The sequence below is a fragment of the Clostridium sp. BSD9I1 genome, from assembly GCF_900185645.1.
Classification (GTDB): domain Bacteria; phylum Bacillota; class Clostridia; order Clostridiales; family Clostridiaceae; genus Clostridium_AK.
On record NZ_FYAM01000004.1, the window covers coordinates 331,353 to 352,749 of the forward strand.

At 31.0% G+C, this 21,397-nt stretch carries 27 protein-coding genes and 1 riboswitch; of the genes, 21 read left to right on the top strand and 6 right to left on the bottom strand.

The features are described from left to right. Positions 1-97 precede the first annotated feature (97 nt). Positions 98-265, top strand: a riboswitch (Lysine riboswitch). A 118-nt stretch (positions 266-383) separates the two neighbouring features. Then, positions 384-1,679, top strand: coding sequence for a diaminopimelate decarboxylase (lysA, locus tag BSD9I1_RS02040; protein WP_186428905.1), 1,296 nt, complete (start codon positions 384-386; stop codon positions 1,677-1,679). A gap of 59 nt (positions 1,680-1,738) precedes the next feature. Here lysA and BSD9I1_RS02045 read toward each other — a convergent pair whose 3' ends face one another. Then, positions 1,739-1,945 carry a hypothetical protein gene (locus BSD9I1_RS02045; protein WP_035307338.1) on the bottom strand — a complete coding sequence of 69 codons (207 nt, stop codon included), beginning with the start codon at positions 1,943-1,945 and terminating at the stop codon, positions 1,739-1,741. Positions 1,946-2,218: 273 nt separating this feature from the next. On the opposite strand from BSD9I1_RS02045, the gene BSD9I1_RS02050 reads away from it, so the two are divergent. From BSD9I1_RS02050 to BSD9I1_RS02130, 17 genes are all read left to right on the top strand, one after another. Continuing rightward, positions 2,219-2,593 carry a desulfoferrodoxin gene (locus tag BSD9I1_RS02050; RefSeq protein ID WP_186428906.1) on the top strand — a complete coding sequence of 125 codons (375 nt, stop codon included), beginning with the start codon at positions 2,219-2,221 and terminating at the stop codon, positions 2,591-2,593. Between the two features lie 162 nt (positions 2,594-2,755). After that, positions 2,756-3,766, top strand: coding sequence for a tryptophan--tRNA ligase (gene trpS / locus BSD9I1_RS02055; protein ID WP_186428907.1), 1,011 nt, complete (start codon positions 2,756-2,758; stop codon positions 3,764-3,766). A 155-nt stretch (positions 3,767-3,921) separates the two neighbouring features. Then, entirely contained in the window at positions 3,922-4,293 is a 372-nt protein-coding gene (locus BSD9I1_RS02060; protein WP_186428908.1) for a helix-turn-helix transcriptional regulator, read from the top strand. Between the two features lie 38 nt (positions 4,294-4,331). After that, a complete protein-coding gene (locus BSD9I1_RS02065; protein WP_186428909.1) occupies positions 4,332-4,742 on the top strand; it encodes an arsenate reductase ArsC in 411 nt (136 codons plus the stop codon). Between the two features lie 44 nt (positions 4,743-4,786). After that, complete coding sequence (gene arsB / locus BSD9I1_RS02070; protein ID WP_186428910.1) at positions 4,787-5,857, top strand: ACR3 family arsenite efflux transporter; 1,071 nt, start codon at positions 4,787-4,789, stop codon at positions 5,855-5,857. A 172-nt stretch (positions 5,858-6,029) separates the two neighbouring features. Next, entirely contained in the window at positions 6,030-7,067 is a 1,038-nt protein-coding gene (hgcA, locus tag BSD9I1_RS02075; protein WP_186428911.1) for a mercury methylation corrinoid protein HgcA, read from the top strand. 20 nt (positions 7,068-7,087) lie between these two features. Next, complete coding sequence (gene hgcB / locus BSD9I1_RS02080) at positions 7,088-7,384, top strand: mercury methylation ferredoxin HgcB (RefSeq protein WP_186428912.1); 297 nt, start codon at positions 7,088-7,090, stop codon at positions 7,382-7,384. A 590-nt stretch (positions 7,385-7,974) separates the two neighbouring features. Continuing rightward, positions 7,975-8,460 carry a permease gene (locus BSD9I1_RS02085; protein ID WP_186428913.1) on the top strand — a complete coding sequence of 162 codons (486 nt, stop codon included), beginning with the start codon at positions 7,975-7,977 and terminating at the stop codon, positions 8,458-8,460. Continuing rightward, positions 8,457-8,993: a permease gene (locus BSD9I1_RS02090; RefSeq protein ID WP_186428914.1), complete on the top strand. Its 537-nt coding sequence runs from the start codon at positions 8,457-8,459 to the stop codon at positions 8,991-8,993. The genes BSD9I1_RS02085 and BSD9I1_RS02090 overlap by 4 nt, the downstream gene beginning before the upstream one ends. A 45-nt stretch (positions 8,994-9,038) precedes the next feature. After that, on the top strand, positions 9,039-9,380 hold the full coding sequence (locus tag BSD9I1_RS02095; RefSeq protein WP_186428915.1) for a metalloregulator ArsR/SmtB family transcription factor: 342 nt from the start codon (positions 9,039-9,041) through the stop codon (positions 9,378-9,380). A gap of 57 nt (positions 9,381-9,437) precedes the next feature. Further along, positions 9,438-10,454: a permease gene (locus BSD9I1_RS02100; protein ID WP_186428916.1), complete on the top strand. Its 1,017-nt coding sequence runs from the start codon at positions 9,438-9,440 to the stop codon at positions 10,452-10,454. 80 nt (positions 10,455-10,534) lie between these two features. Continuing rightward, positions 10,535-10,747: an ATP-binding protein gene (locus BSD9I1_RS02105; RefSeq protein WP_186428917.1), complete on the top strand. Its 213-nt coding sequence runs from the start codon at positions 10,535-10,537 to the stop codon at positions 10,745-10,747. Positions 10,748-10,887: 140 nt separating this feature from the next. Further along, positions 10,888-11,115, top strand: coding sequence for a thioredoxin family protein (locus tag BSD9I1_RS02110; RefSeq protein WP_186428918.1), 228 nt, complete (start codon positions 10,888-10,890; stop codon positions 11,113-11,115). Between the two features lie 88 nt (positions 11,116-11,203). Then, the gene (locus tag BSD9I1_RS02115; RefSeq protein ID WP_186428919.1) at positions 11,204-12,382 is read left to right on the top strand and encodes an MFS transporter; all 1,179 of its coding nucleotides are present in this window, start codon (positions 11,204-11,206) and stop codon (positions 12,380-12,382) included. A gap of 85 nt (positions 12,383-12,467) precedes the next feature. Further along, positions 12,468-12,707, top strand: a complete 240-nt coding sequence (locus tag BSD9I1_RS02120; protein WP_186428920.1) for a thioredoxin family protein — start codon at positions 12,468-12,470, stop codon at positions 12,705-12,707. 91 nt (positions 12,708-12,798) lie between these two features. Beyond that, positions 12,799-13,326 (top strand): ferritin-like domain-containing protein, encoded by a 528-nt coding sequence (locus BSD9I1_RS02125; protein ID WP_186428921.1) that lies wholly within the window; start codon positions 12,799-12,801, stop codon positions 13,324-13,326. Between the two features lie 259 nt (positions 13,327-13,585). After that, positions 13,586-15,178, top strand: coding sequence for a peptide chain release factor 3 (locus BSD9I1_RS02130; protein ID WP_035307361.1), 1,593 nt, complete (start codon positions 13,586-13,588; stop codon positions 15,176-15,178). A gap of 134 nt (positions 15,179-15,312) precedes the next feature. Here BSD9I1_RS02130 and BSD9I1_RS02135 read toward each other — a convergent pair whose 3' ends face one another. Together BSD9I1_RS02135 and BSD9I1_RS02140 are read right to left on the bottom strand one after the other, a co-directional pair. Beyond that, positions 15,313-15,465 (bottom strand): lmo0937 family membrane protein, encoded by a 153-nt coding sequence (locus BSD9I1_RS02135; RefSeq protein WP_186428922.1) that lies wholly within the window; start codon positions 15,463-15,465, stop codon positions 15,313-15,315. A 150-nt stretch (positions 15,466-15,615) separates the two neighbouring features. Continuing rightward, positions 15,616-15,777, bottom strand: coding sequence for a zinc-ribbon domain-containing protein (locus BSD9I1_RS02140; RefSeq protein WP_035307364.1), 162 nt, complete (start codon positions 15,775-15,777; stop codon positions 15,616-15,618). A gap of 339 nt (positions 15,778-16,116) precedes the next feature. Here BSD9I1_RS02140 and BSD9I1_RS02145 point away from each other — a divergent pair, with 339 nt between their 5' ends. The 3 genes from BSD9I1_RS02145 to tyrS all read left to right on the top strand — a co-directional run bounded on the left by BSD9I1_RS02145 (position 16,117) and on the right by tyrS (position 19,556). Beyond that, positions 16,117-17,265 (top strand): helix-turn-helix domain-containing protein, encoded by a 1,149-nt coding sequence (locus BSD9I1_RS02145; RefSeq protein WP_186428923.1) that lies wholly within the window; start codon positions 16,117-16,119, stop codon positions 17,263-17,265. A gap of 219 nt (positions 17,266-17,484) precedes the next feature. Next, positions 17,485-17,922 (top strand): hypothetical protein, encoded by a 438-nt coding sequence (locus BSD9I1_RS02150; protein WP_035307369.1) that lies wholly within the window; start codon positions 17,485-17,487, stop codon positions 17,920-17,922. A gap of 413 nt (positions 17,923-18,335) precedes the next feature. After that, entirely contained in the window at positions 18,336-19,556 is a 1,221-nt protein-coding gene (tyrS, locus tag BSD9I1_RS02155) for a tyrosine--tRNA ligase (protein WP_035307371.1), read from the top strand. A 171-nt stretch (positions 19,557-19,727) separates the two neighbouring features. On the opposite strand, the gene rimI is transcribed toward tyrS, so the two are convergent. The 3 genes from rimI to tsaE are packed head-to-tail and all read right to left on the bottom strand — an operon-like array spanning position 19,728 to position 21,344. Beyond that, positions 19,728-20,210: a ribosomal protein S18-alanine N-acetyltransferase gene (rimI, locus tag BSD9I1_RS02160; protein WP_242966383.1), complete on the bottom strand. Its 483-nt coding sequence runs from the start codon at positions 20,208-20,210 to the stop codon at positions 19,728-19,730. Continuing rightward, entirely contained in the window at positions 20,176-20,889 is a 714-nt protein-coding gene (gene tsaB, locus BSD9I1_RS02165) for a tRNA (adenosine(37)-N6)-threonylcarbamoyltransferase complex dimerization subunit type 1 TsaB (protein ID WP_035307373.1), read from the bottom strand. The genes rimI and tsaB overlap by 35 nt, the downstream gene beginning before the upstream one ends. Beyond that, positions 20,886-21,344, bottom strand: coding sequence for a tRNA (adenosine(37)-N6)-threonylcarbamoyltransferase complex ATPase subunit type 1 TsaE (gene tsaE / locus BSD9I1_RS02170; RefSeq protein WP_035307375.1), 459 nt, complete (start codon positions 21,342-21,344; stop codon positions 20,886-20,888). The genes tsaB and tsaE overlap by 4 nt, the downstream gene beginning before the upstream one ends. Positions 21,345-21,397: the final 53 nt, after the last annotated feature.

The following is a 21,397-nucleotide window of genomic DNA, read 5'->3' on the forward strand; positions in this document are numbered from 1 at the left end:
TATAAAGCAGAATGGCTCAATTTATTTGAGATATTTATGAAGTTTATGTTGATTTTAAAATTCTAATGTGATAAACTAAAAAGAAAAAAATAAATATACCTGGGGTAGAGGTGCTATAATTAATAGTATTTATTCTTAGCGGCCGCGCGATGAGGAATAAAGAAAGGAATTATAGCCGAAGAAGAATAATGTAGGAAGTTATCTTCTGGCTTTGTATAAAATATATGCAAAGTTGTCACTATAATGGTGGAGAGCTACAGAGGTTACATACAATAGAAGCTAACAAGCAGCTATAGGTATAACCTTAGCTGCTTGTTTTTTTGTAAGATTTATTTGATTTTAAGAAATAACTCAAACACAATAAAAGTTTAGGGGGCAACATTATGAATTTATTTGGAAGCATGGAAATAAGAGAAAATACACTTTATATAGGTGGAATAAGCACTGTTGAGCTTGCCGAAAAATACGGAACTCCTTTGTATGTTTTTGATGAGGGGCTTATGAGAAACACATGCAAAGATTATTACAAGTATTTTAAAGTAAATGAGTCAAACAATAGGGTTGCATATGCGGGAAAGGCATTTTTGACTTTAGCTATGTGTAAGTTAATTGAAGAAGAAGGTCTTTGTTTAGATGTAGTATCTGGCGGAGAGCTATACACTGCTATGAAGGCAAACTTTCCAGCAGATAAAATTTATTTTCATGGAAACAATAAGACTCTAGAAGAAGTAGAAATGGGAATAGATTATGGAGTTTCAAGATTTGTAGTAGATAATTTTTATGAACTAGAACAAATAAATAAAATTGCAACAAGAAAAAATAAAGTTCAAAAGGTACTATTAAGAATAACTCCAGGGATAGAAGCGCATACTCACGATTATATAAAAACTGGTCAGATAGACTCTAAATTTGGATTTACTTTATCAAATGAAGATGCCTTAAAAGGAGTTAACATGGCGTTAGATCTCCCTGGTATTGAACTTGCAGGGTTACACTGCCACATTGGTTCTCAGATTTTTGACTTATCACCATATGAAGATGAAGTAGAAATAATGATGGGATTTATAAAAACTATAAAAGATGAATTTAACTATGAAATTGAAGAGCTAGACCTAGGTGGTGGGTTTGGAATTTATTATACAGAAGAAGATGAACCAAGAAGTACTAAGGAATACTGTGAAACTATAATAAATAAAGCAGATGAAGCTCATAAGAGATTAGGGATAAAGCTTCCAATGCTTACTATAGAACCTGGAAGATCTATAGTGGGAAATGCAGGGATAACTCTTTACACTATAGGATCTACAAAAAATATTCAAGGAGTAAGGAAATATATATCAGTAGATGGAGGAATGGGCGATAACATAAGACCTGCGTTATATAATGCTAAATATAAGTGCGTTGTTGCAAATAGAATGGAAAATGAAAAAAATGACTTTGTAACTATAGCGGGTAAGTGTTGTGAGTCTGGAGATATACTTATAAATGATACAAATATAGCGGACTCTGAAAGTGGAGATGTTTTAGCAATGTTTACAACTGGTGCATATGGATATTCCATGAGCAGTAACTATAATAAGATACCTAAAGCAGCTGTTGTATTTGTAAAAGATGGAGAAGCAAGACTTGTGTGTAAAAGACAAAGCTATGAGGACTTAATTGGAAATGAAATGTTTTAAATATTAGTTTTAGTATTTAAAAAATTGAAGTGTAAGGAGAAATTTCTCCTTACACTTTTTTACTGTAAGAATAAGTCGCTGTCGGCAGCTAATTCTTGAGAGGTGTTGTCAAACTCCCAGGTGGCTATATTATTTGCCACAATTGGGTCTCGTACATTGTCCGGCAATTTTGTATAATCAGTTTTAGAATATGATTTAACTATCTTTTGTGGAGCTTCTAAATAGTCCCTGTCCATTGCGAGATATCCACTATTCTTTTCTGTCATGGAAATCCCTCCTTATAAATTAGTTTGGAGAATTTAAATAGAGGAAAATATATTATCCTCAAGATTAGTATTCCACAGCTATTAAAAAAAATTACTTTTATTTTAAGTATATGTTTTAATTTTGGAGGCATATTAAATTGGTATATTCATAATATGTTCATAAAGTATAAAAAAAGTTAAATAAATAAATATTTTAATTAAGAAGGATAAAATGATGCCTTATAGAATAATAATAATAGGGTAATAATTATTATTAATAGGGAGGATTATAAAATGACTAAGTTAAATGAAATTTATAAATGTGGAATTTGTGGGAATATAGTTGAAGTAGTACATGAATCAGTAGGTACTTTAGTATGCTGCGGTAAAGAAATGATACATCTTAAGGAAAATACAGTAGATGCTGCAAAGGAAAAACATGTTCCTGTAATAGAAAAGATCGAAGGTGGCGTTTTAGTAAAGATAGGAGAAGTTGAGCATCCTATGCTAGAAGAACATCATATAGAATGGATAGAAGTTCTAACAGTTGATAAAGTTTATAGAAAGTATTTAAAAGTAGGCGAAAAGCCAGAAGCTATCTTTAAAGTTGATGAAGAAGTAATTGCAGCTAGGGAATATTGTAATTTACATGGTTTATGGAAAAAATAGTTTATTGATGATTAATAAAAATAATTAAGGTATATAATAATCCCTATATAACAAAATAATTGTTATATAGGGATTTTAGTTTTATAATAGTATATTAAGGAATAACATATAAATGTAACATATTATCGTAAATGAGAAGATTATAAAATGGAGGAATTTACAATGGAGCAGACAGAACAAAAGAAAGTTATATTTAGTGGAATACAGCCTTCTGGTGAATTAACTTTAGGAAATTACCTAGGAGCGTTAAAAAACTGGGTAAAGCTTCAAGAACAATATGATTGTTACTATTGCATAGTTGATATGCATGCTATAACAGTAAAACAAGAACCAAAGGATTTAAGAAGAAGAACTTTAGAAGTTTTATCTATATACATTGCAGCGGGGATAGATCCAGAAAAGAATACTTTATTCATACAATCCCATGTACCAGCTCATGCAGAAGCAGCATGGCTTTTAAACTGTAATACCTATATGGGTGAATTATCAAGAATGACACAATTTAAAGATAAATCTCAAAGATATGGAAATAATATTTCTGCAGGTCTTTTTAATTATCCAGTGCTTATGGTAGCAGATATACTTTTATATCAAGCAGATTTAGTGCCGGTGGGAGTGGACCAAAAGCAGCACTTAGAGTTAACTCGTGATGTTGCAGAAAGATTTAATAATACATACAGCGAAACTTTTAAAATACCAGAACCATATATACCTGAGGCAGGAGCTAAGATTATGGATCTTCAAGAGCCAACTAAAAAGATGTCTAAGTCCTCTGATAATCCGAATTCATATATACTTATAATGGACCCACCAGAAGTAATAAGAAAAAAAGTATCTAGAGCAGTAACTGACAGCTTAGGTGTAGTTAAATATAACGATGAGCAGCCAGGAGTTAAGAACTTAATGACTATTTTAAGTGTAATTAAGGGAAAAACTATGGAAGAAATAGAAAAGGAATATGAAGGCCAGGGTTATGCTCAGTTTAAAAAGGACGTAGCAGAAGCAATAGTTGGAGAACTTGAGCCAATACAGAAAAAGGTAAAAGATTTGGTAGCAAATAAGGAATACTTGGAAAGCATTTATAAAAAGGGAGCCGAAAAGGCAAGCTATGTAGCAAATAAAACCCTTAGAAAAATGCAAAAGAAGATAGGATTTATACCAGTATCAAGATAATGAAAATATTAGTAATAGAAAATTATATAATGTATAAAAGTGTATGCTTGTTTTTATTAAGCATGCACTTTATTTATTTAAAAGGGTTGCAAAATACATAGTTTTTGTATATCATATGATTATAAACGAATATGATAATATAAGGAGTGAGAAAGTTGGATTTAATACAGGTGATGAAAGCATTATCGGATGAAACACGTATGAGAATACTTAATATACTTAAAGAAGGAGATTTATGTGTTTGTGAAATAGAGGTTTTACTTGATATAAACCAGTCTAATGCATCAAGACATCTAAACAAATTAACAAATGCAAAGATTCTAGATTATTATAAGATAGCTAAGTATGTTTATTACAAAATAAATGAAGATACAATTGAAGAATTTCCTTTTTTGAAGGAAATAATTGAAAAGCATGCTATCAAGTTAAATCAGTGCAGAATAGATTATGAAAGGTTAATGAAATATAGAGAAAGTAACTTAAGTTGCGATGACTTAAAAGAAGGTAAGGTTTGCTTTAATAATTAACTTGAAATAAATAATATTACAATACGGAGGATGATTTTATGAAAGCAAAGGTAGCATTTATATGTGTACACAATTCTTGTAGATCACAAATGGCAGAGGCGCTAGGAAAGTTATTTGCAAGTGATATATTTGACTCCTACTCAGCAGGGACAGAACTTAGACCAAAGATAAATCAGGATGCAGTAAGAATTATAAAAGATTTATATAATGTAGATATGAATGAAACGCAAAAATCTAAGCTATTAGATGATATACCAGCGGTAGATATTGTTATAAAGATGGGATGTAATGTGGTTTGCCCGTATTTACCAGCAAAACACGTAGAGGATTGGGGACTAGATGACCCATCAGGTAAGAGTGATGAAGAATTTATAAAAACTGCAAAAACTATTGAAGAGAAAATAAAAGATTTAGCAAGAAGGATTAAAAACAATGAGATTAAGTTATAATTGGTAAAAATCGCACCATTGGAGTGGTAAAAGGAGGATTTTAAATGACTACTGAAAATAAAGAAGGCGGTAAGGGCCTTGGAGTATTTGAAAGATATCTTACTATTTGGGTAGCGCTATGCATTGTTGTAGGAATACTTATTGGTAAATTCATGCCAGCGATACCAAATACCCTTAATAAATTTGAATATTATAATGTATCTATACCAACGGCTATATTAATATGGCTTATGATATATCCTATGATGCTTAAAATTGATTTTTCCAGCATTGTAAATGCAACAAAGAAACCCAAGGGATTAATAGTAACTTGCGTTACTAACTGGCTTATTAAGCCTTTTACAATGTATTTAATAGCAGCATTTTTCTTAAAGGTTGTATTTAAGGCATTTATACCTGAAAACTTAGCAACAGAGTATTTGGCAGGGGCAGTGCTTTTAGGAGCAGCACCATGTACCGCAATGGTGTTTGTGTGGAGTTACTTAACTAAAGGAGATCCTGCTTATACTTTAGTCCAAGTAGCGGTGAATGACTTAATTATATTAATAGCATTTACTCCAATTGTAGCATTTTTACTTGGAATAAGTGATGTAACAGTTCCTTATGGAACATTAATACTATCAACTATATTATTTGTTGTAATACCATTAGTAGCAGGATACTTTACTAGAAAGTCTATAATAACAAACAAGGGTTTAGAATACTTTAATGATGTATTCTTGAAAAAGTTTGATAATACTATAATTATAGGATTGTTATTAACTTTAGTTATTATATTCTCTTTCCAAGGAGAAATAATCATAAATAATCCATTACACATTCTTTTAATAGCAATACCTTTAACAATTCAAACTTTCTTAATATTTGCAGTTGCTTATGGATGGGCTAAAGCATGGAAACTACCTCATTCAATTGCTGCACCTGCAGGAATGATTGGAGCAAGTAACTTTTTTGAACTAGCGGTTGCTGTTGCAATATCATTATTTGGATTAAAATCTGGTGCTGCACTTGCTACGGTTGTAGGTGTTTTGACAGAAGTACCTGTAATGCTTACTCTTGTTAAAATAGCCAATAATACTAGGGGCTGGTTTGATGGCGAAAGTACAATACAATAAAATATAATTATTATTTCATTATAAATTACTAATAAAACTTTCTGTTTGCTATCAGGAGTTTTATTAGTAATGATAATTTCACGTTAATAAGGCTAGGAATATATAAAGGTATATATTAAATATATATAAATGAAAGTAACAATAAATAATTTGTGTAATAAGGTGAAATAACATGTTAAAAGCAAAGTCAATAAAAGGCATAAGAACTTGCAGCTGTAAAAATGAAATTAAGATTACTAAAGTATCATCTGAGCTAACTTCTAGTGACATTATTGGTGCATGGAAGGCTAGATGGGGAATTAAAAGAATGAATTTTAAGGTAAGTCCAGGATTATATAGTATAGGAATTCCAGATAATAACTCCCCTGTATTTGTAACGGCTAATTATAAAATGAGTTTTGATTGTTTAAGAAAAGAATTAAAGTATATAAATGCTTATATACTTGTACTTGATACAAAGGGAATCAACGTATGGTGTGCAGCATCAAAGGGCACATTTAGCACAAATGAGCTAGTTAGTCGTATAAATAAGGTGAATTTATCACAAATCATATCTCATAAAACTCTTATATTACCACAATTAGGGGCAACAGGAGTATCAGCTCATGAGGTGCAGAAGAAAAGTGGATTTAAAGTTATTTATGGCCCGGTTAGGGCAGAAGATATACCAGAATTCTTAAATAATGGGCTTAAATCAACAAAAAAAATGCGTGAAGTAAGATTTAATTTTATAGATAGAATCGTATTAACTCCTGTGGAAATGGTTGGTTCAATGAAAATTTCTTTATATATATTTGGAGTAATGTTTTTGCTAAATTTATTGGGGTTAGGTAGTTTTAGTGGTATAGATGCAGTTTCTTACATTGGAGCAGTTTTAGTTGGATGCGTAGTTGTACCAATGTTTCTGCCTTGGATTCCTGGTAAAGCATTTTCATTAAAGGGATGGCTTATAGGGGCATTATGGGCTGTTGCAGTAATTTTTTTCAGTGATTCTCAAAATAATTTAAATTCTAATTTGTTGAAATCCACAGCATATTTATTAATTTTACCATCAGTATCTGCATATTATTCAATGAATTTTACGGGGGCTTCAACCTATACTTCATTTTCTGGAGTTTTAAAAGAAATGAGGATAGCTGTTCCATTTATATTAATTACGGTAGTTATGGGAATCATTACATTACTAGTTGGTAACTTTATAATCATCTAATGGTAGAGGGAGAAAAAATTATGAAGAATAAGTATTTAAGGAATGTTGCAACTCTAAAACTTTATGAAGAAAAGTGTACTGGTTGTGGTATGTGCTTAAATGTATGTCCCCATGATGTATTTGAAATAAGAGAGAGAAAGTCTCACATAATAGATAAGGATTCTTGCATGGAATGTGGTGCTTGTGCAAAGAATTGTGGATTTTCAGCTATTGAAGTAGATAGTGGAGTAGGTTGTGCTTATGCAATAATTGTTGGCAAGCTCACTGGAACTGAACCTAATTGTGGATGTTCAGGTGAAAACCAAGGATGTTGTTGAAATATGGTGAATTATACAAAATGAGGTAATGGTATAGAAAGAAGGTCATTAAAGAAGCAGCTGAATAATCCACGGCTTCTTCAAGTTTTTGAAGTATCTTCTTCATCCTATATCTTTTCTGGTAATAAGTAATTCCTTTATATAAGAAGATCTTCAGGCATAAGTTTAGCTTCATAAGGATAACTAGTTCCCCATAAGGACATCTGGTAGGAGACACGTTTTCTAAATCTTTCTATTCTTATTTGTGCAGTTATTTCACATTATTTTTGAAATAATAAATTATATAAAGATTAAGTAGTTTTATAATTTATATAACATGAATATTTTAGCTCTAATGAGAGTGAAAAAACAAAAAAATAGAAGAAAATATAAGATAATAATATATATTTTAAAGAGGTTAGTTAATACTGACCCTTTAATTTTTTTCACTTATAAAAATAATATTGACAAATATGAGAGATAAGCATATTATGAATATATACTCATATGCGTATATAAGGATTTCAATAAAATTACTTATATGAACACGAAAAGGAACAGAAGATTACATATATTTAGTTTTCTTTAAGAGATAGAAAGGAGATGTTTGGATGAGTAACTATATTTTATATGGGATAACAATAGTATTGCTACTTTCTTCTTATTTTAAAGATAAGAAAAAGACTAAGATGGCTTTAAAAAAGGCTTGGAAAGCCTTTGAAAATATACTTCCGGAATTTTTAGGTGTAATTATGATTGTAGGTATTCTTCTTGCAATATTGAATCCACAGGTTATATCTAGAATTATTGGAAAAGAATCAGGAGTGTTTGGAGTAGTTCTTGCTGCAATAGTTGGGGCTATAACATTAATTCCAGGATTTGTTGCATTTCCTACAGCAGCTATGCTTTTACAAAATGGTGCTGGTTATATGCAGATAGGAGCTTTTGTATCAACATTAATGATGGTTGGTGTAGTTACAATGCCAGTTGAAATGAAATACTTTGGTAAGAAGCTTACTATAAGGAGAAATATTTTTGCATTTTTATTTGCATTTATAGTTGCATTTATAATTGGAAAGGTGGTAGGTGGGATATGAAGAAACTTATTAAGAGATATAAATTCTTTTTATTTACTATCATTGTAACTTTAATTATAACAATAATTAATTTAGATACAGGATTAGAATCTTTAAATATTGCTGCCTACAGCTTTAAAGAAATGGCTATGGTTATTCCACCTGTTTTTCTACTACTTGGGCTATTAGATGTTTGGGTTCCTAGAGAAACTATGATCAAATATATGGGTGAGAAGTCAGGTGTAAAAGGAGTTATATTAGCTATAGTTTTAGGCTCAGCTGCTGCAGGACCGCTATATGGAGCTTTTCCTATCGCAGCAGTATTTATGAAAAAAGGAGTTAAGTTTAGTAATATTCTTATATTCATTGGAGCATGGTCAACTACAAAAATCCCAATGTTTTTATTTGAAATGTCCGCTTTGGGAGCTAAATTTGCCGTTACCAGACTTGTAATTGATATACCAGGAATTATTATAATTGCTTATATATTAGAACTCATGGTATCTAAAGAAGAGAAAATAAAGATTTGTAAAAATGCAGAACTTTTAGATTAATAAGTTTAAAACAAATTATATCATTTAGAAAGGAATTGAAATACAATGGATAAATTAACAGATTTTTTTAAAATGCTTTCAGATGAAACAAGAGTAAGAATACTAGTGCTTTTATATCATAAGAAACTTTGTGTTTGTGAGATATGTGGGGTAATGGAGGAGACTCAGCCTAAAATATCAAAGCATCTAGCAAAACTTAGAGATATGGGATTTGTTAAGGATGAAAGAAAAGAGCAGTTTATATATTACTATTTGAACTTTGATAATAAATTATTTGAAGGAGTCATAAAGGATATTGTTGAGAATATTCAAGAATATGAAACGTTAAAGAAGGATGTTGAAAAGGTTGATACCGCTGAAGAGTTTCTTAGTGCATGCAAAAGATAATTAAGCGCACATAATAATTGTAATTTTAAAATAATAAGGAATTGGAGGATAAATTTAATGAATTTAATAACTGGATTATTTGGTTTTCTTAATGATCAAATACTAAAGATGACATGGCTTTCAGAACTTATAAGGTTACTTGTTGAAGATGTATTTGGATTATCAATTAAGGAAAGATTAGGAGGAAGTATACACTTCTTCATATATGACACTATAAAGATTTTTATATTATTATCACTATTGATATTTATAATTTCTTATATTCAAAGTTACTTTCCACCTGAGAGGACAAAGAAAATACTTGGAAATATTAAAGGGGTAAAGGGAAATATATTAGGAGCATTGCTTGGAACTATTACTCCATTTTGCAGTTGTTCTAGTATTCCTATATTTATAGGATTTACCTCAGCAGGACTTCCACTTGGAATAACATTTTCATTTTTAATATCATCTCCACTTGTAGATATAGGTTCTTTACTGATATTAATGTCATTCTTTGGTGCTAAAGTTGCAATAGCTTATGTTGTGGTAGGGCTAATACTAGCTGTTATAGGTGGAACAATTATTGATAAGTTAGGTCTTGAAGATGAAATACAGGGATATGTTCGCGAGATAGAAAGTGTGGATGGTGAAATAATTGAAATGACTCGTGAAGAAAGAATATCTTATTCAAAGGAGCAAGTTAAAGATATATTTAGGAAGGTATGGTTGTATGTACTAATTGGAGTTGGTATAGGAGCGGCAATTCATAACTGGGTACCACAATCCGTTGTGGAAAGGGTAATAGGAAATAAAAATCCGTTTTCAGTATTACTTGCTACAGGTATAGGAATACCAATGTATGCTGATATTTTTGGTACGCTACCAATAGCAGAAGCACTATTTGGGAAAGGTGTAGGAATTGGTACAGTATTATCCTTTATGATGGCTGTAACTGCACTTTCATTACCATCAATGATAATGCTTAGCAAAGTTGTAAAACCTAAGCTTTTAGGAATATTTATAGCTATAGTTTCTATAGGTATCATTATTATAGGATATTCATTTAATGCATTTTCATATATGTTTATGTAAGTAAAATTATATTATCATTATTGAATAATTATAATATATTAAGTATAACTTTAAATTCAAAATATTGGGAGAGATTGGATATGTCAAAAAACTGGTATCCAGTAATTAATTATGAAACCTGCATAGAGTGCAAAGCTTGCATTAATAAATGTACTCATGGAGTTTATGACAAAAGTGAAGAAAAACCTGTGGTAATTTACACAGAAGGTTGTCTTGAAGGATGTAGAGGATGTCAAACTCTTTGCCCATCAGGAGCAATTGAATATGTAGGAGACACTGGAGCTAATTCATAAGGATGTAATTGTGGTTGTAGCTGTTCTTAGTTAAAGTTTTAGTGATTAGCGAGTTAAACTTGTTTTATTAGTATAAAATAGGGATAATAAATTTAAATTATATAAATAAGGATAAACTAAAATTAAGGGAGGAATTTATTATGAATATTAAAATTTTAGGAACAGGATGTACTAATTGTAAGAAGTTAGAGGAGAATGCAAGAAAGGCAGTAGAAGAATTGAGATTAGATGCTACTATTGAAAAGGTAACTGAAATTAAAGATATTATGAAATATGGAGTAATGAAAACTCCTGCACTTGTAGTAGATGAAAAGGTGAAAATTATGGGAAGAGTTGCAACATCTGATGAAATAAAAAAATACCTATAATTACTAAAGAGCCCCTTAATATGGGGCCTATTATATAAGAATAATATCATAATATCTTAATATAACGATATGGGGATGGAATAGTAAAATGAATAATAAAAGTAGGAATACTATGATAATGACGTTAAGTATAATGGCATTCTTTGCAAATGGAGATAACTATGCAGTCGCTCCATTGCTGATAAACATTACAAAGGATTTAAATATAGGAATAAGTAATGCAGCAGCATCAGTAACAGCGTATATGTTAACTTTTGGACTATTTACAATTATATTTGGTCCATTAGGAGATAGATATGGTAAAACTAAGATAATTAATATTGCAGCTTTTGGTACTGCTATATTTAGTATGCTTGGGGCATTTGCTTTTAACTTACCTTCATTAATATTTTTTAGAGCTATGAACGGTGCTTTTGGAGCAGGTATATTTCCAGTTACGATGGCATTAGTTGGGGAAAGTTTTGAAGCAGATAATAGACAAAAGGCTATAGGTAAGGTTATGGGCATGATGTTCTTGGGCGGAGCATCTGCTACTGCAATAGGAGGAGCATTAGCATACTTTGGTTCGTGGAGAATGGTTTACTTCATTTATGGTTTAGCAGAATTAATACTTGCCATTGTTATGATAAAGATATTGCCTAAAAGTCCAGGAGTTATAGAAAAATTGGAATTTACCAGAGTGTATAAAGAAGCTCTTTCTAATAAAAATTTAGTAAGCGTAGTGGGAACTATAATGTTGGTGGGATATAGTGTATTTGGAAGTTTTACTTATTCAGGAAAGTTAGTAGAAGGTAGAACAGGATATAATGTTTTTTATGTTGGACTTATATTAACGTTATTTGGGGTAGCAACAGTGGTAGGTGGGAGAATTGCTCCAAAGTTAAGATTAAAGTTAAAAAATAAGTTTTTATTATTTGCAGGACTATTAGGAAGCATTTCATTACTTGAGATATCTTATGTAAGTAGTCCTGTTTTAATAGGAATATCACTATTTGGTTTCGGATTAGCATTTGTATCACTTCAATCTACACTAGTTTCAACGGCTCAAGAGACTATGCCAAAGTTAAGAGGAACAGCAATGTCTCTTGCATCATTTAATATGTTTGTAGGGGGAGCGATTGGCACTGGTATAAATGGTAGAATTATAGAGGCTTCAAGTATAGGAGTAATCTTCTTAATGGCATCAGTAGCAATGCTATTAGTAGCATTTATTTCGTCAACAGTTGTAAAAAGGATAAATTCTCGTGCAAATCAACTGACAATGTAGTTATATATTAATGAAGTTTTGTAACCAATATAAAATTTTTATAATACATTAGTATTATAAAAGGCTATTATGGAGGTACTAGACATTGATTATAAAGATACTTGGTAGTGGATGCTCAAATTGTAAAAGACTTGAGGAAAATGCTAAAAAAGCACTAAAAGAATTAAGAGTCGATGCAAAAATAATTAAAGTAAAAGAGTATAAAGATATAATGTCCTATGGCGTTATGAGAACACCTGCCTTAGTGATAAATGAAAGGGTTGTAGCTTACGGTAGAGTCTTAACTGTAGGTGAGATTATAGACGTTATTAAAAATTACTGCTAATAAAATTTCTTTTAATTCAACAATAACTGCAAATAAATCTCAAAAGCTTGAATAAAATAGTAGTGTTATTATTATTTTATGGGGGAGTATAATGCCAGGAGATATATCAAAGCATACAAAGTATATTGTGGATTTACCTTATCCAGAGTCAAGGGTGGAAAGAAAAAGTGTGGAGTATGCAAATGTTCTTCTTCAAGATTATGCAGGAGCTGTAAGTGAATTTACTGCAATAAACCTTTATGTGTATCAACACATTGTAAGTGAAGGAGATTTTCATGACTATGCAGAACTTATAGGTGGAGTATCCATGGCGGAAATGAAGCACCTAGAGCTTTTAGGAGAAACTATTAAGTTATTAGGGATAAAGCCAATTTATATGGACTCTGCGTGCCCTCCAGGAAGACTATGGACCCCTACCTATGTTAATTTTACAGTTTATATAAAAGAAATGCTTTTAGAAGATATTAAAGCAGAAACAGAGGCTATAAAAAATTATAAATATCATATTTCAATAATAAAAGATAAGTATATAAGAGAACTTTTAAAAAGAATACTTGTGGATGAAGAGTTACACTTAAAATATTTCAAGCAGTTGTATAAAAAATATAGTAATATATGATAATTTATAATTTGAGGGATACATGGTGAAGTATTACTATGTATCCTATATTTTTATTCAAATATTGAAGTGATTTTTAGTGTGTTTAATCTTTAATTTAATATATGATTATGAAGTTAACTCAAAGTGAGTGATACTAATTGATTATATAGGAAACAATATAACTATGAGAAAATATATATTTAAGGTTTAAAAATAAATAATAAATGTTATAATATTGTAGGAAATACTCACAAGTTTAAGAAGAGGAGAGTTTTGCGTGGAAGATTTAGTTAAAGAAATAGAGAGAAGAAGAACTTTTGCCATCATATCCCACCCGGATGCTGGTAAAACTACCATAACTGAAAAACTGCTTTTATACGGAGGTGCCATAAGACTTGCAGGTTCCGTTAAAGCTAGAAAAGCTAATAAGCATGCAGTATCTGACTGGATGGAAATAGAAAAACAGAGAGGTATATCTGTAACTTCTTCTGTTATGCAGTTTAACTATGATGGATACTGCATAAACATCTTGGATACCCCAGGTCACCAAGATTTCAGTGAGGATACATATAGAACACTTATGGCGGCAGATAGTGCTGTAATGGTTATAGATGCTGCAAAGGGTGTTGAGGAACAAACTAAAAAACTTTTCCATGTATGTAGTTTAAGAGGAATACCTGTATTTACATTTGTAAATAAAATGGATAGAGAAAGCAGAGATCCTTTTGAATTAATGGAAGAAATAGAGAGCGTACTTGGAATTCGTTCCTATCCTATGAATTGGCCTATAGGATCTGGGGCAGATTTTAGAGGAGTATATGATAGAAACAGAAATGTAATTGAAGTATTTAATGGTGGTAATCACGGACAGACTCAAGTAGAAGCTTTAGAAGGTGAAGTAAACGACCCAGTATTTAAAGAGCTTTTAGGAAGTGCACTTCATGATAAACTTATAGAAGATATAGAACTATTAGATATAGCTGGAGACGATTTTGATATAGAGCAGGTAAGAAAAGGTGATCTTACTCCTGTATTTTTTGGAAGTGCCCTTACAAACTTTGGTGTAGAGCCATTTTTGAAGGACTTTTTGAATCTATCCACATCACCGCTTCCAAGAGAATCAGATCAAGGAGAAGTTGATACCTTCGAAGAGGAGTTTTCAGCTTTCATATTTAAAATTCAGGCTAATATGAATCCTGCGCACAGGGATAGAATTGCGTTTATGAGAATATGTTCCGGTAAGTTTAAAAAGGGAATGGAAGTATTCCATATTCAAGGCAAAAATAAAATTAAGCTAGCACAGCCACAACAATTCTTAGCACAGGATAGAGAAATAGTAGAAGAGGCTTATGCAGGAGATATCATAGGAGTTTTTGATCCAGGTATTTTTAGCATAGGAGACACTTTGTGTAAGAGCCCTAAAAAGTTTAAATTTGAGGGCATTCCAACTTTTGCACCAGAACATTTTGCTAGAGTTAAAACTATGGACACTATGAAGAGAAAGCAATTTGTAAAGGGAATTACGGAAATATCCCAGGAAGGTGCAATCCAAGTATTTAAGCAGATAAATATAGGAATAGAAGAAATAATAGTTGGAGTTGTAGGTGTACTACAATTTGAAGTATTAGAATATAGAATGAAAAGTGAATATAATGTAGATATAAAAATGGAAAGACTTCCTTTTAGATATGTAAGATGGATTGAAAATACTGATATAGATGTAGAATCCCTTAGTATAACTAGTGATACTAAGATTGTAAAAGACTTAAAGGATAGAAGCTTAATGTTATTCCAAAGTGATTGGGCTATAAGTTGGGCGCTAGATCACAATAAAGGAGTAGTTTTATCCGATATTGGTAAGAGTGAGTAATTAGTTAACGGGTTGCATAATTTATAGTAATCCACGATTTCGTTATAAATGAGCACATCTCAATTTGCTGGGATGTGCTCATTAATTATGCAAGTTTTATGTGGAAGGTTCAATATTATCTTAAAATACTGCGTTTATATTTTCCTTCTTCCAAATAAAGCATCTACAACAAATATCACTGCAGCAATTATCAGTAATAAGTGTATAAGACTACCACCAATTCTAAATATAAGACCTATAATCCAAAATAAAACTACAATTCCACCAATCCATCTTAAAATACCCATAAAATCACCTCTACATTTATTATTGGTTATAACATGTTTATAGTATTAACATAATTTTATGGTTTTATCCAACTTGCCACTTGCCATGTGGGTGGCACTTAACAAATAAAAAAGAGAAAAATCTCTTTTGAGATTTTTCTCTATATTTTCTTAGTATCTTCTGTCGTTTCTGTTAGCTTTTCTAGCTTTTCTGCACTCTGGGCATCTTACTGGCTCATTTTCAAATCCTTTTTCTTTGTAAAAAGCCTGTTCTCCCTCAGTGAATACGAATTCCTTACCACAATCTTTACATACGATAGTCTTATCTGCCATTTAAAACAACCTCCTTAATATCATAGGAACAGGGTAATTTTTCATGGATAATCCTCCTACGATAAAGGAGATATCTATCTGAATAAATTAACCTTCCTTATTAAAACCGGAGAAGATCTCCTAGAGAATATTATAGCATAATTTAATAAAAAAACAACTAGGATTAGTAAAGTTATGTAATTTTAAACTGCCTATTTTGGCAATGTTTTAAGAAATTTGGGCAAGATAATAACCAATAAATTATGCATTAAAAATTCAGGATTCATAATTAAAAATTAAAGTAATATATATGTTATAATATATATATAGTAATTTATAAGGTGAGTTAAGAGGGTATATATGGATAAGAAAAGGCTTATAAATTTAATAAAAAAAGGCGAAGGAATAAAGCTAGATTTTAAGCAAAAATTAGAGCTAGATATGGAAAGTTCACGAAAGGAATTAGCTAAGGATATATGTGCTATAGCAAATTCCAAAGGTGGAAGAGGATACTTAATAATAGGAGTAGAAGATAAAACAAAGAAAATTATCGGAATAGGTGATGAGTATAAATACAGTGAAGAACAAATTCAACAAATAGTAAGCTCAAGATGTGAGCCGCCTATACCAATAAATTTAGAATTCGTAGATATAGAAAATAAGAGGATAGCTATAATAAATATATATGATGGGCCACAAAAACCTTATCAAATTAGAGAAACTGGAGCTTTTTATATAAGAAGAGGATCTACTACAGATACTATGAGAAAAGAGGAAATTATATCAGCCCTTCAAGAAAACTTAAGTTTAAATTTAGAACTTTGTCCAATTGTAAATAGTACTTTAGACTGCATAGATAATTCTTTAGTAGATAAGTATTTTATGTTTAAAGGAATTGAAGCAAATGATAATAATAGAATAGAACTTATGGAAGGTGCATCAATAATAAACTTTGATGGAGATATGAATAAATATGTTTTAACTTTAGGAGGAGTATTAGTATTTTCTAGAATGAGTTACTTGTTTGCGCCTCACAGTATGATAAAAATAATTAATAAAGTAAATAAGAATTTTCCAGAGAGTATGGTAATCCAAGGAGATCTACTCTCCATGTTAGATGAAGGTGAAGATGTAATAAGAGAGATACTTCCTAAGACATATCCAGTTAAGGCTATATATGAGGGATTAAGCAATGCCATATTATACAGAAATTATGCTTTATATTATACAGAAATAGAAGTAATTATAGAATCAAATAACATAATTTTAAATAGTCCAGGAAATCTATTGTCTAAGCATTTAGAAAATAATCATAGCTTTTTAAAAAGAAACATGTGGATTTATGAAAAGCTTATAACCTTAGATGACAAAGGAAGATTTTTAAATTCAGGAAGAGGTTTTGCAAGAATTAAGGCACAATTTAAGGGCAAAGCTAGAGTGAGTTTCGTAAATTCTTTAAAAGAAGAGAAGTTTAAAATTATTTATCCAGGAACTAAATTTTATAAGTAACGGAATATTTCGGCAAGGATATAATAATAATAAGTAATAATATAAGGCGTAAATAGGTGCTGAAAATGGTTGTATAATACATGAAAAATAAAAGTAAATAAAGGTAGAAAAATGTTTTTAAAATATTCAGTCAATTGTATTGAAATAATATTTCTTGTATTATATAATTTAGTTACAGGTAACCTAAAAACCTAAAAAATATAGTTAGGGGTGGTAATCATGATTCAAGTATTTTGCAGCCAGAGAGGATCAGGTAAGACTAAAGCATTGATACAAATGGCAAACAGCAAAGTTGAGACAGAAAAAGGACACATTGTTTATATTGACGATGACAAAAGGGCTCTATTTGAATTACACAGACAGATAAGATTTATACCAACCTGCGATTTTAAAATTAAAAACTATGAGAATTTTTATGGATTTTTGTGCGGCATAGTGTCACAAGATTACGATATTGACACCATTTTCGTTGATGGCTTATTTAATGTTGTAAATCTTGATAGGGATAGTGCGGCACATTTGTTTTATCACTTAGAACAGTTAAGTGAAGATTATAACGTAGACTTTTATATAAGTGTTAATGAGGAAGAAAATATTCCTGAGTGTATGAGAAAATACATGAGTGATTTGTATGTAAATGATTTAGTGTATGCTTAATAACTTAAGCTGATGGATGAGAAAATTACTTTTAGTTAATAGGGGAGAAAATTACTTTAAGTTCATATATAATGTAAACGTATGTTTTGATTGAAAATCAATATTTCTAAGTTGCAAATAAGGTTTAAGAATGGGATACTTTTTATGTTAAAATATTGGAGAAAACCTTAGGGCTGAAAATTAATTCAGCCCTAAGGTTTTTTATCCGACCGATGCTATTGCTAACAGGGATAAGCACTGATATGCGCCTGGATAAGTTCTTCTAAGGTTCAGATGGAGCAAATATTCCTTATAAGCAAACTCCACCTAAACCTAAGAATCACTTGATAAGGTTGATAAAAATTTCATTTATATATATACTATACATATATAAAAATTGGGATATTAAACTAAGTAATAAGGAGGTAAGCTTAATGAGCAATGTATTTGATGTACTAATGGAACGTGGATACATAAAACAATTAACTCATGAAGAAGAAATAAAAGAAGCATTGGGAAAGGAAAAAGTTACATTTTATATAGGTTTTGACCCCACAGCAGATAGTTTACATATAGGACACTTTCTTCCTATGATGATGATGGCACATATGCAAAGAGCAGGACACAGACCTATTGCACTTGTAGGTGGCGGTACTGTAATGATAGGAGACCCTTCAGGTAAAACAGATATGAGAAAGATGCTTGATAAAGAGACTATTAATAAAAATGTACAGAGTATAAAAGGTCAATTATCAAGATTTATAGATTTCAGTAATGATAAGGCAATTTTAGCTGATAATGCAGATTGGCTGCTAAAACTGAACTATGTAGAATTTATAAGAGAAATAGGGGTGCATTTTTCAGTTAATAAAATGCTTACAGCAGAGTGCTTTAAGCAAAGATTAGAAAAAGGACTTTCTTTCTTAGAGTTTAACTATATGCTAATGCAAGGATATGATTTCTTAGAGCTTAACAGAAGATATGGCTGTACTATGCAGTTAGGCGGAGATGATCAGTGGTCCAATATGTTAGCTGGAGCTGACCTTATAAGAAGAAAAGAAAGTAAGGCAGCATATGCCATGACCTGTACTTTGCTTACTAATAGTGAAGGAAAGAAAATGGGTAAGACTGAAAAGGGAGCATTGTGGCTTGATAAGGAAAAAACTACTCCATATGAGTTTTATCAATACTGGAGAAATGTAGATGATGCAGACGTAGAAAAGTGTTTAGCATTATTAACATTTTTACCTATGGATGAAGTTAAAAAACTAGGAGCCTTAGAAGGTGCAGAAATAAATGAAGCAAAAAAGGTTCTAGCTTTTGAAGTTACAAAGCTTATCCATGGAGAAGAAGAAGCAGTTAAAGCGAAGTCAGCTGCAGAAGCTTTATTTGGAGCAGGAAAGGACATGAGTAATGTTCCTACAGCAACTATAACTAGAGAAAAGTTAAACTTAAGTATATTAGATATACTTGTTGAAACTAAAGTATTACCTTCTAAAGGTGAAGCTAAAAGATTAATTCAGCAGGGTGGACTTAGTATAAACGATGAAAAGGTTACAGATGCAGCTAGAATAGTTACCGAAGAAGATTTTAAAGATGGAGCTATGATAGTAAAAAGAGGAAAGAAAAATTATAACAGAATAGTAATTGAATAGATGGATTCCTTGAAGCATGAAATTTACATCTAGGGAAAGGTTCATTTTACCAGATGTAAATTTCATACAAATAAGGTGTGAAAACTTATTACAAAGCATTAATGAAAAAATCGGATCACGTCCGATTTTTTGCTTTTTATTAAGTACTAATTATTAAATATGCACTATAATTTAGATATAGTGTTTCCACATAATTATGGCATCCTCGCCATTATCGCTGTAATAGTTTTTTCTAACGCCTTCTTCTATAAAGCCAAATTGTTTATAAAGATTTTGAGCAGATAAATTGGATTTGCGAACTTCCAAGGTAAGACCTATTAGGTTTTCATTTTTACTTATGAACATTAACTTATCCATTAATAAAGTTCCAATTCCCTTACGTCTGAAATCTGGATGTACTGCAATATTTGTGACATGGCCTTCATCAACTATAATCCAAAGTCCTGCAAAGCCTACCACAATATCATTTTCCACGGCTACCACGTATCTTGCATGGGTATTAGATGTTAGTTCTCCTTTAATAGAAGTTATACTCCAGGATATTGGAAAGCATAGCGTACTTATTTCATATATAGAAAAAATGTCTTCGAGATCGGCTACTCTAATTTCAATTTCGTTATTATTCATCTTTATTACAAGAATTTCTCCTTTCATATTCTCTTTCAGCTTGAGACTTTCTTAGATATATAGGAGCAAAGCTGTAAATATCTTCGTAAATACCAGCTTTTAGAAGGGACATCCCTATTTCTCCTATGCAAGATGCTCTTACCACATTTAAACTTGCAGGAGCAAAATTGGCATTTGGAATTTGAGATAAAATTTCATCTCTAAATTTATCTGTGCAATCTCCTATAAAACATACATCTTCATTTTTGTTTTTTATTATTTCTAGTAACTCTTTTAATGAAATAGCTGAATGCTCTAAGATCTGTGTTAAATTGCCTTGTTCAAACTTATATAAGGCAGTGTAAACATTATCTCTTAAGGCATCCAGTATAGGGCATATTATACCATTAGTATATGCCATAGCACCTGCAAGTGCATCCAAAGAAGATACAGAAACAAAGGGTTTACCTGTGCCTTGGCTTAGCCCCTTTATGGTTGCAGCTCCAATTCGAAGACCTGTAAAAGAACCAGGGCCTTTGGAAACCACAAAGCCATCTATGTCTTTTATAGATAAATGTAAGCTTTTTAGCAAATACTCAATCATTGGCATTGTAATAACTGAATGCTGCTTTTTATAGTTAAAGATTATTTCACCTAAGAGCTTGGTATCATCTAAAATAGCACAGGTTGCAGATTCTGTAGCTGTATCTAAACTTAAAATTTTCATAGTTTAATCTCCTTTATGTAATCATATCTTTTGCCAACATAGGTAATTGAAACTTTCCTTTTATGAATATCATCTCCGGAAGTTTTTTCAATATTTATCTCAATGTGTTCATCAGGAATAAGTTCTTCTATAAGGTTAGACCACTCAATTACGCTTACACCTTCACCAAATATGTATTCATCAAAACCAATTGCTGCAATTTCATCTGGATCGTTTACTCTATACACGTCAAAGTGATATAGTTTTAATCGGCCATCATATTCATTTACTATGTTAAATGTAGGACTTGTTATATTATCATCTATTTCTAAGCCCTCAGCAATACCTTTAGTTAGATGGGTTTTCCCAGTACCCAAGTCTCCATTTAGGCAAATTATATCAGAAGGGTTGCAAAGTTCTCCTATCATTTTACCTATTTTAAAGGTATCTTCTATATTTTTGCATATAAATTCCATAAAAAAACCTACTTTCTAATATCCTTTATTATAATATTTTATCCTAATTTATT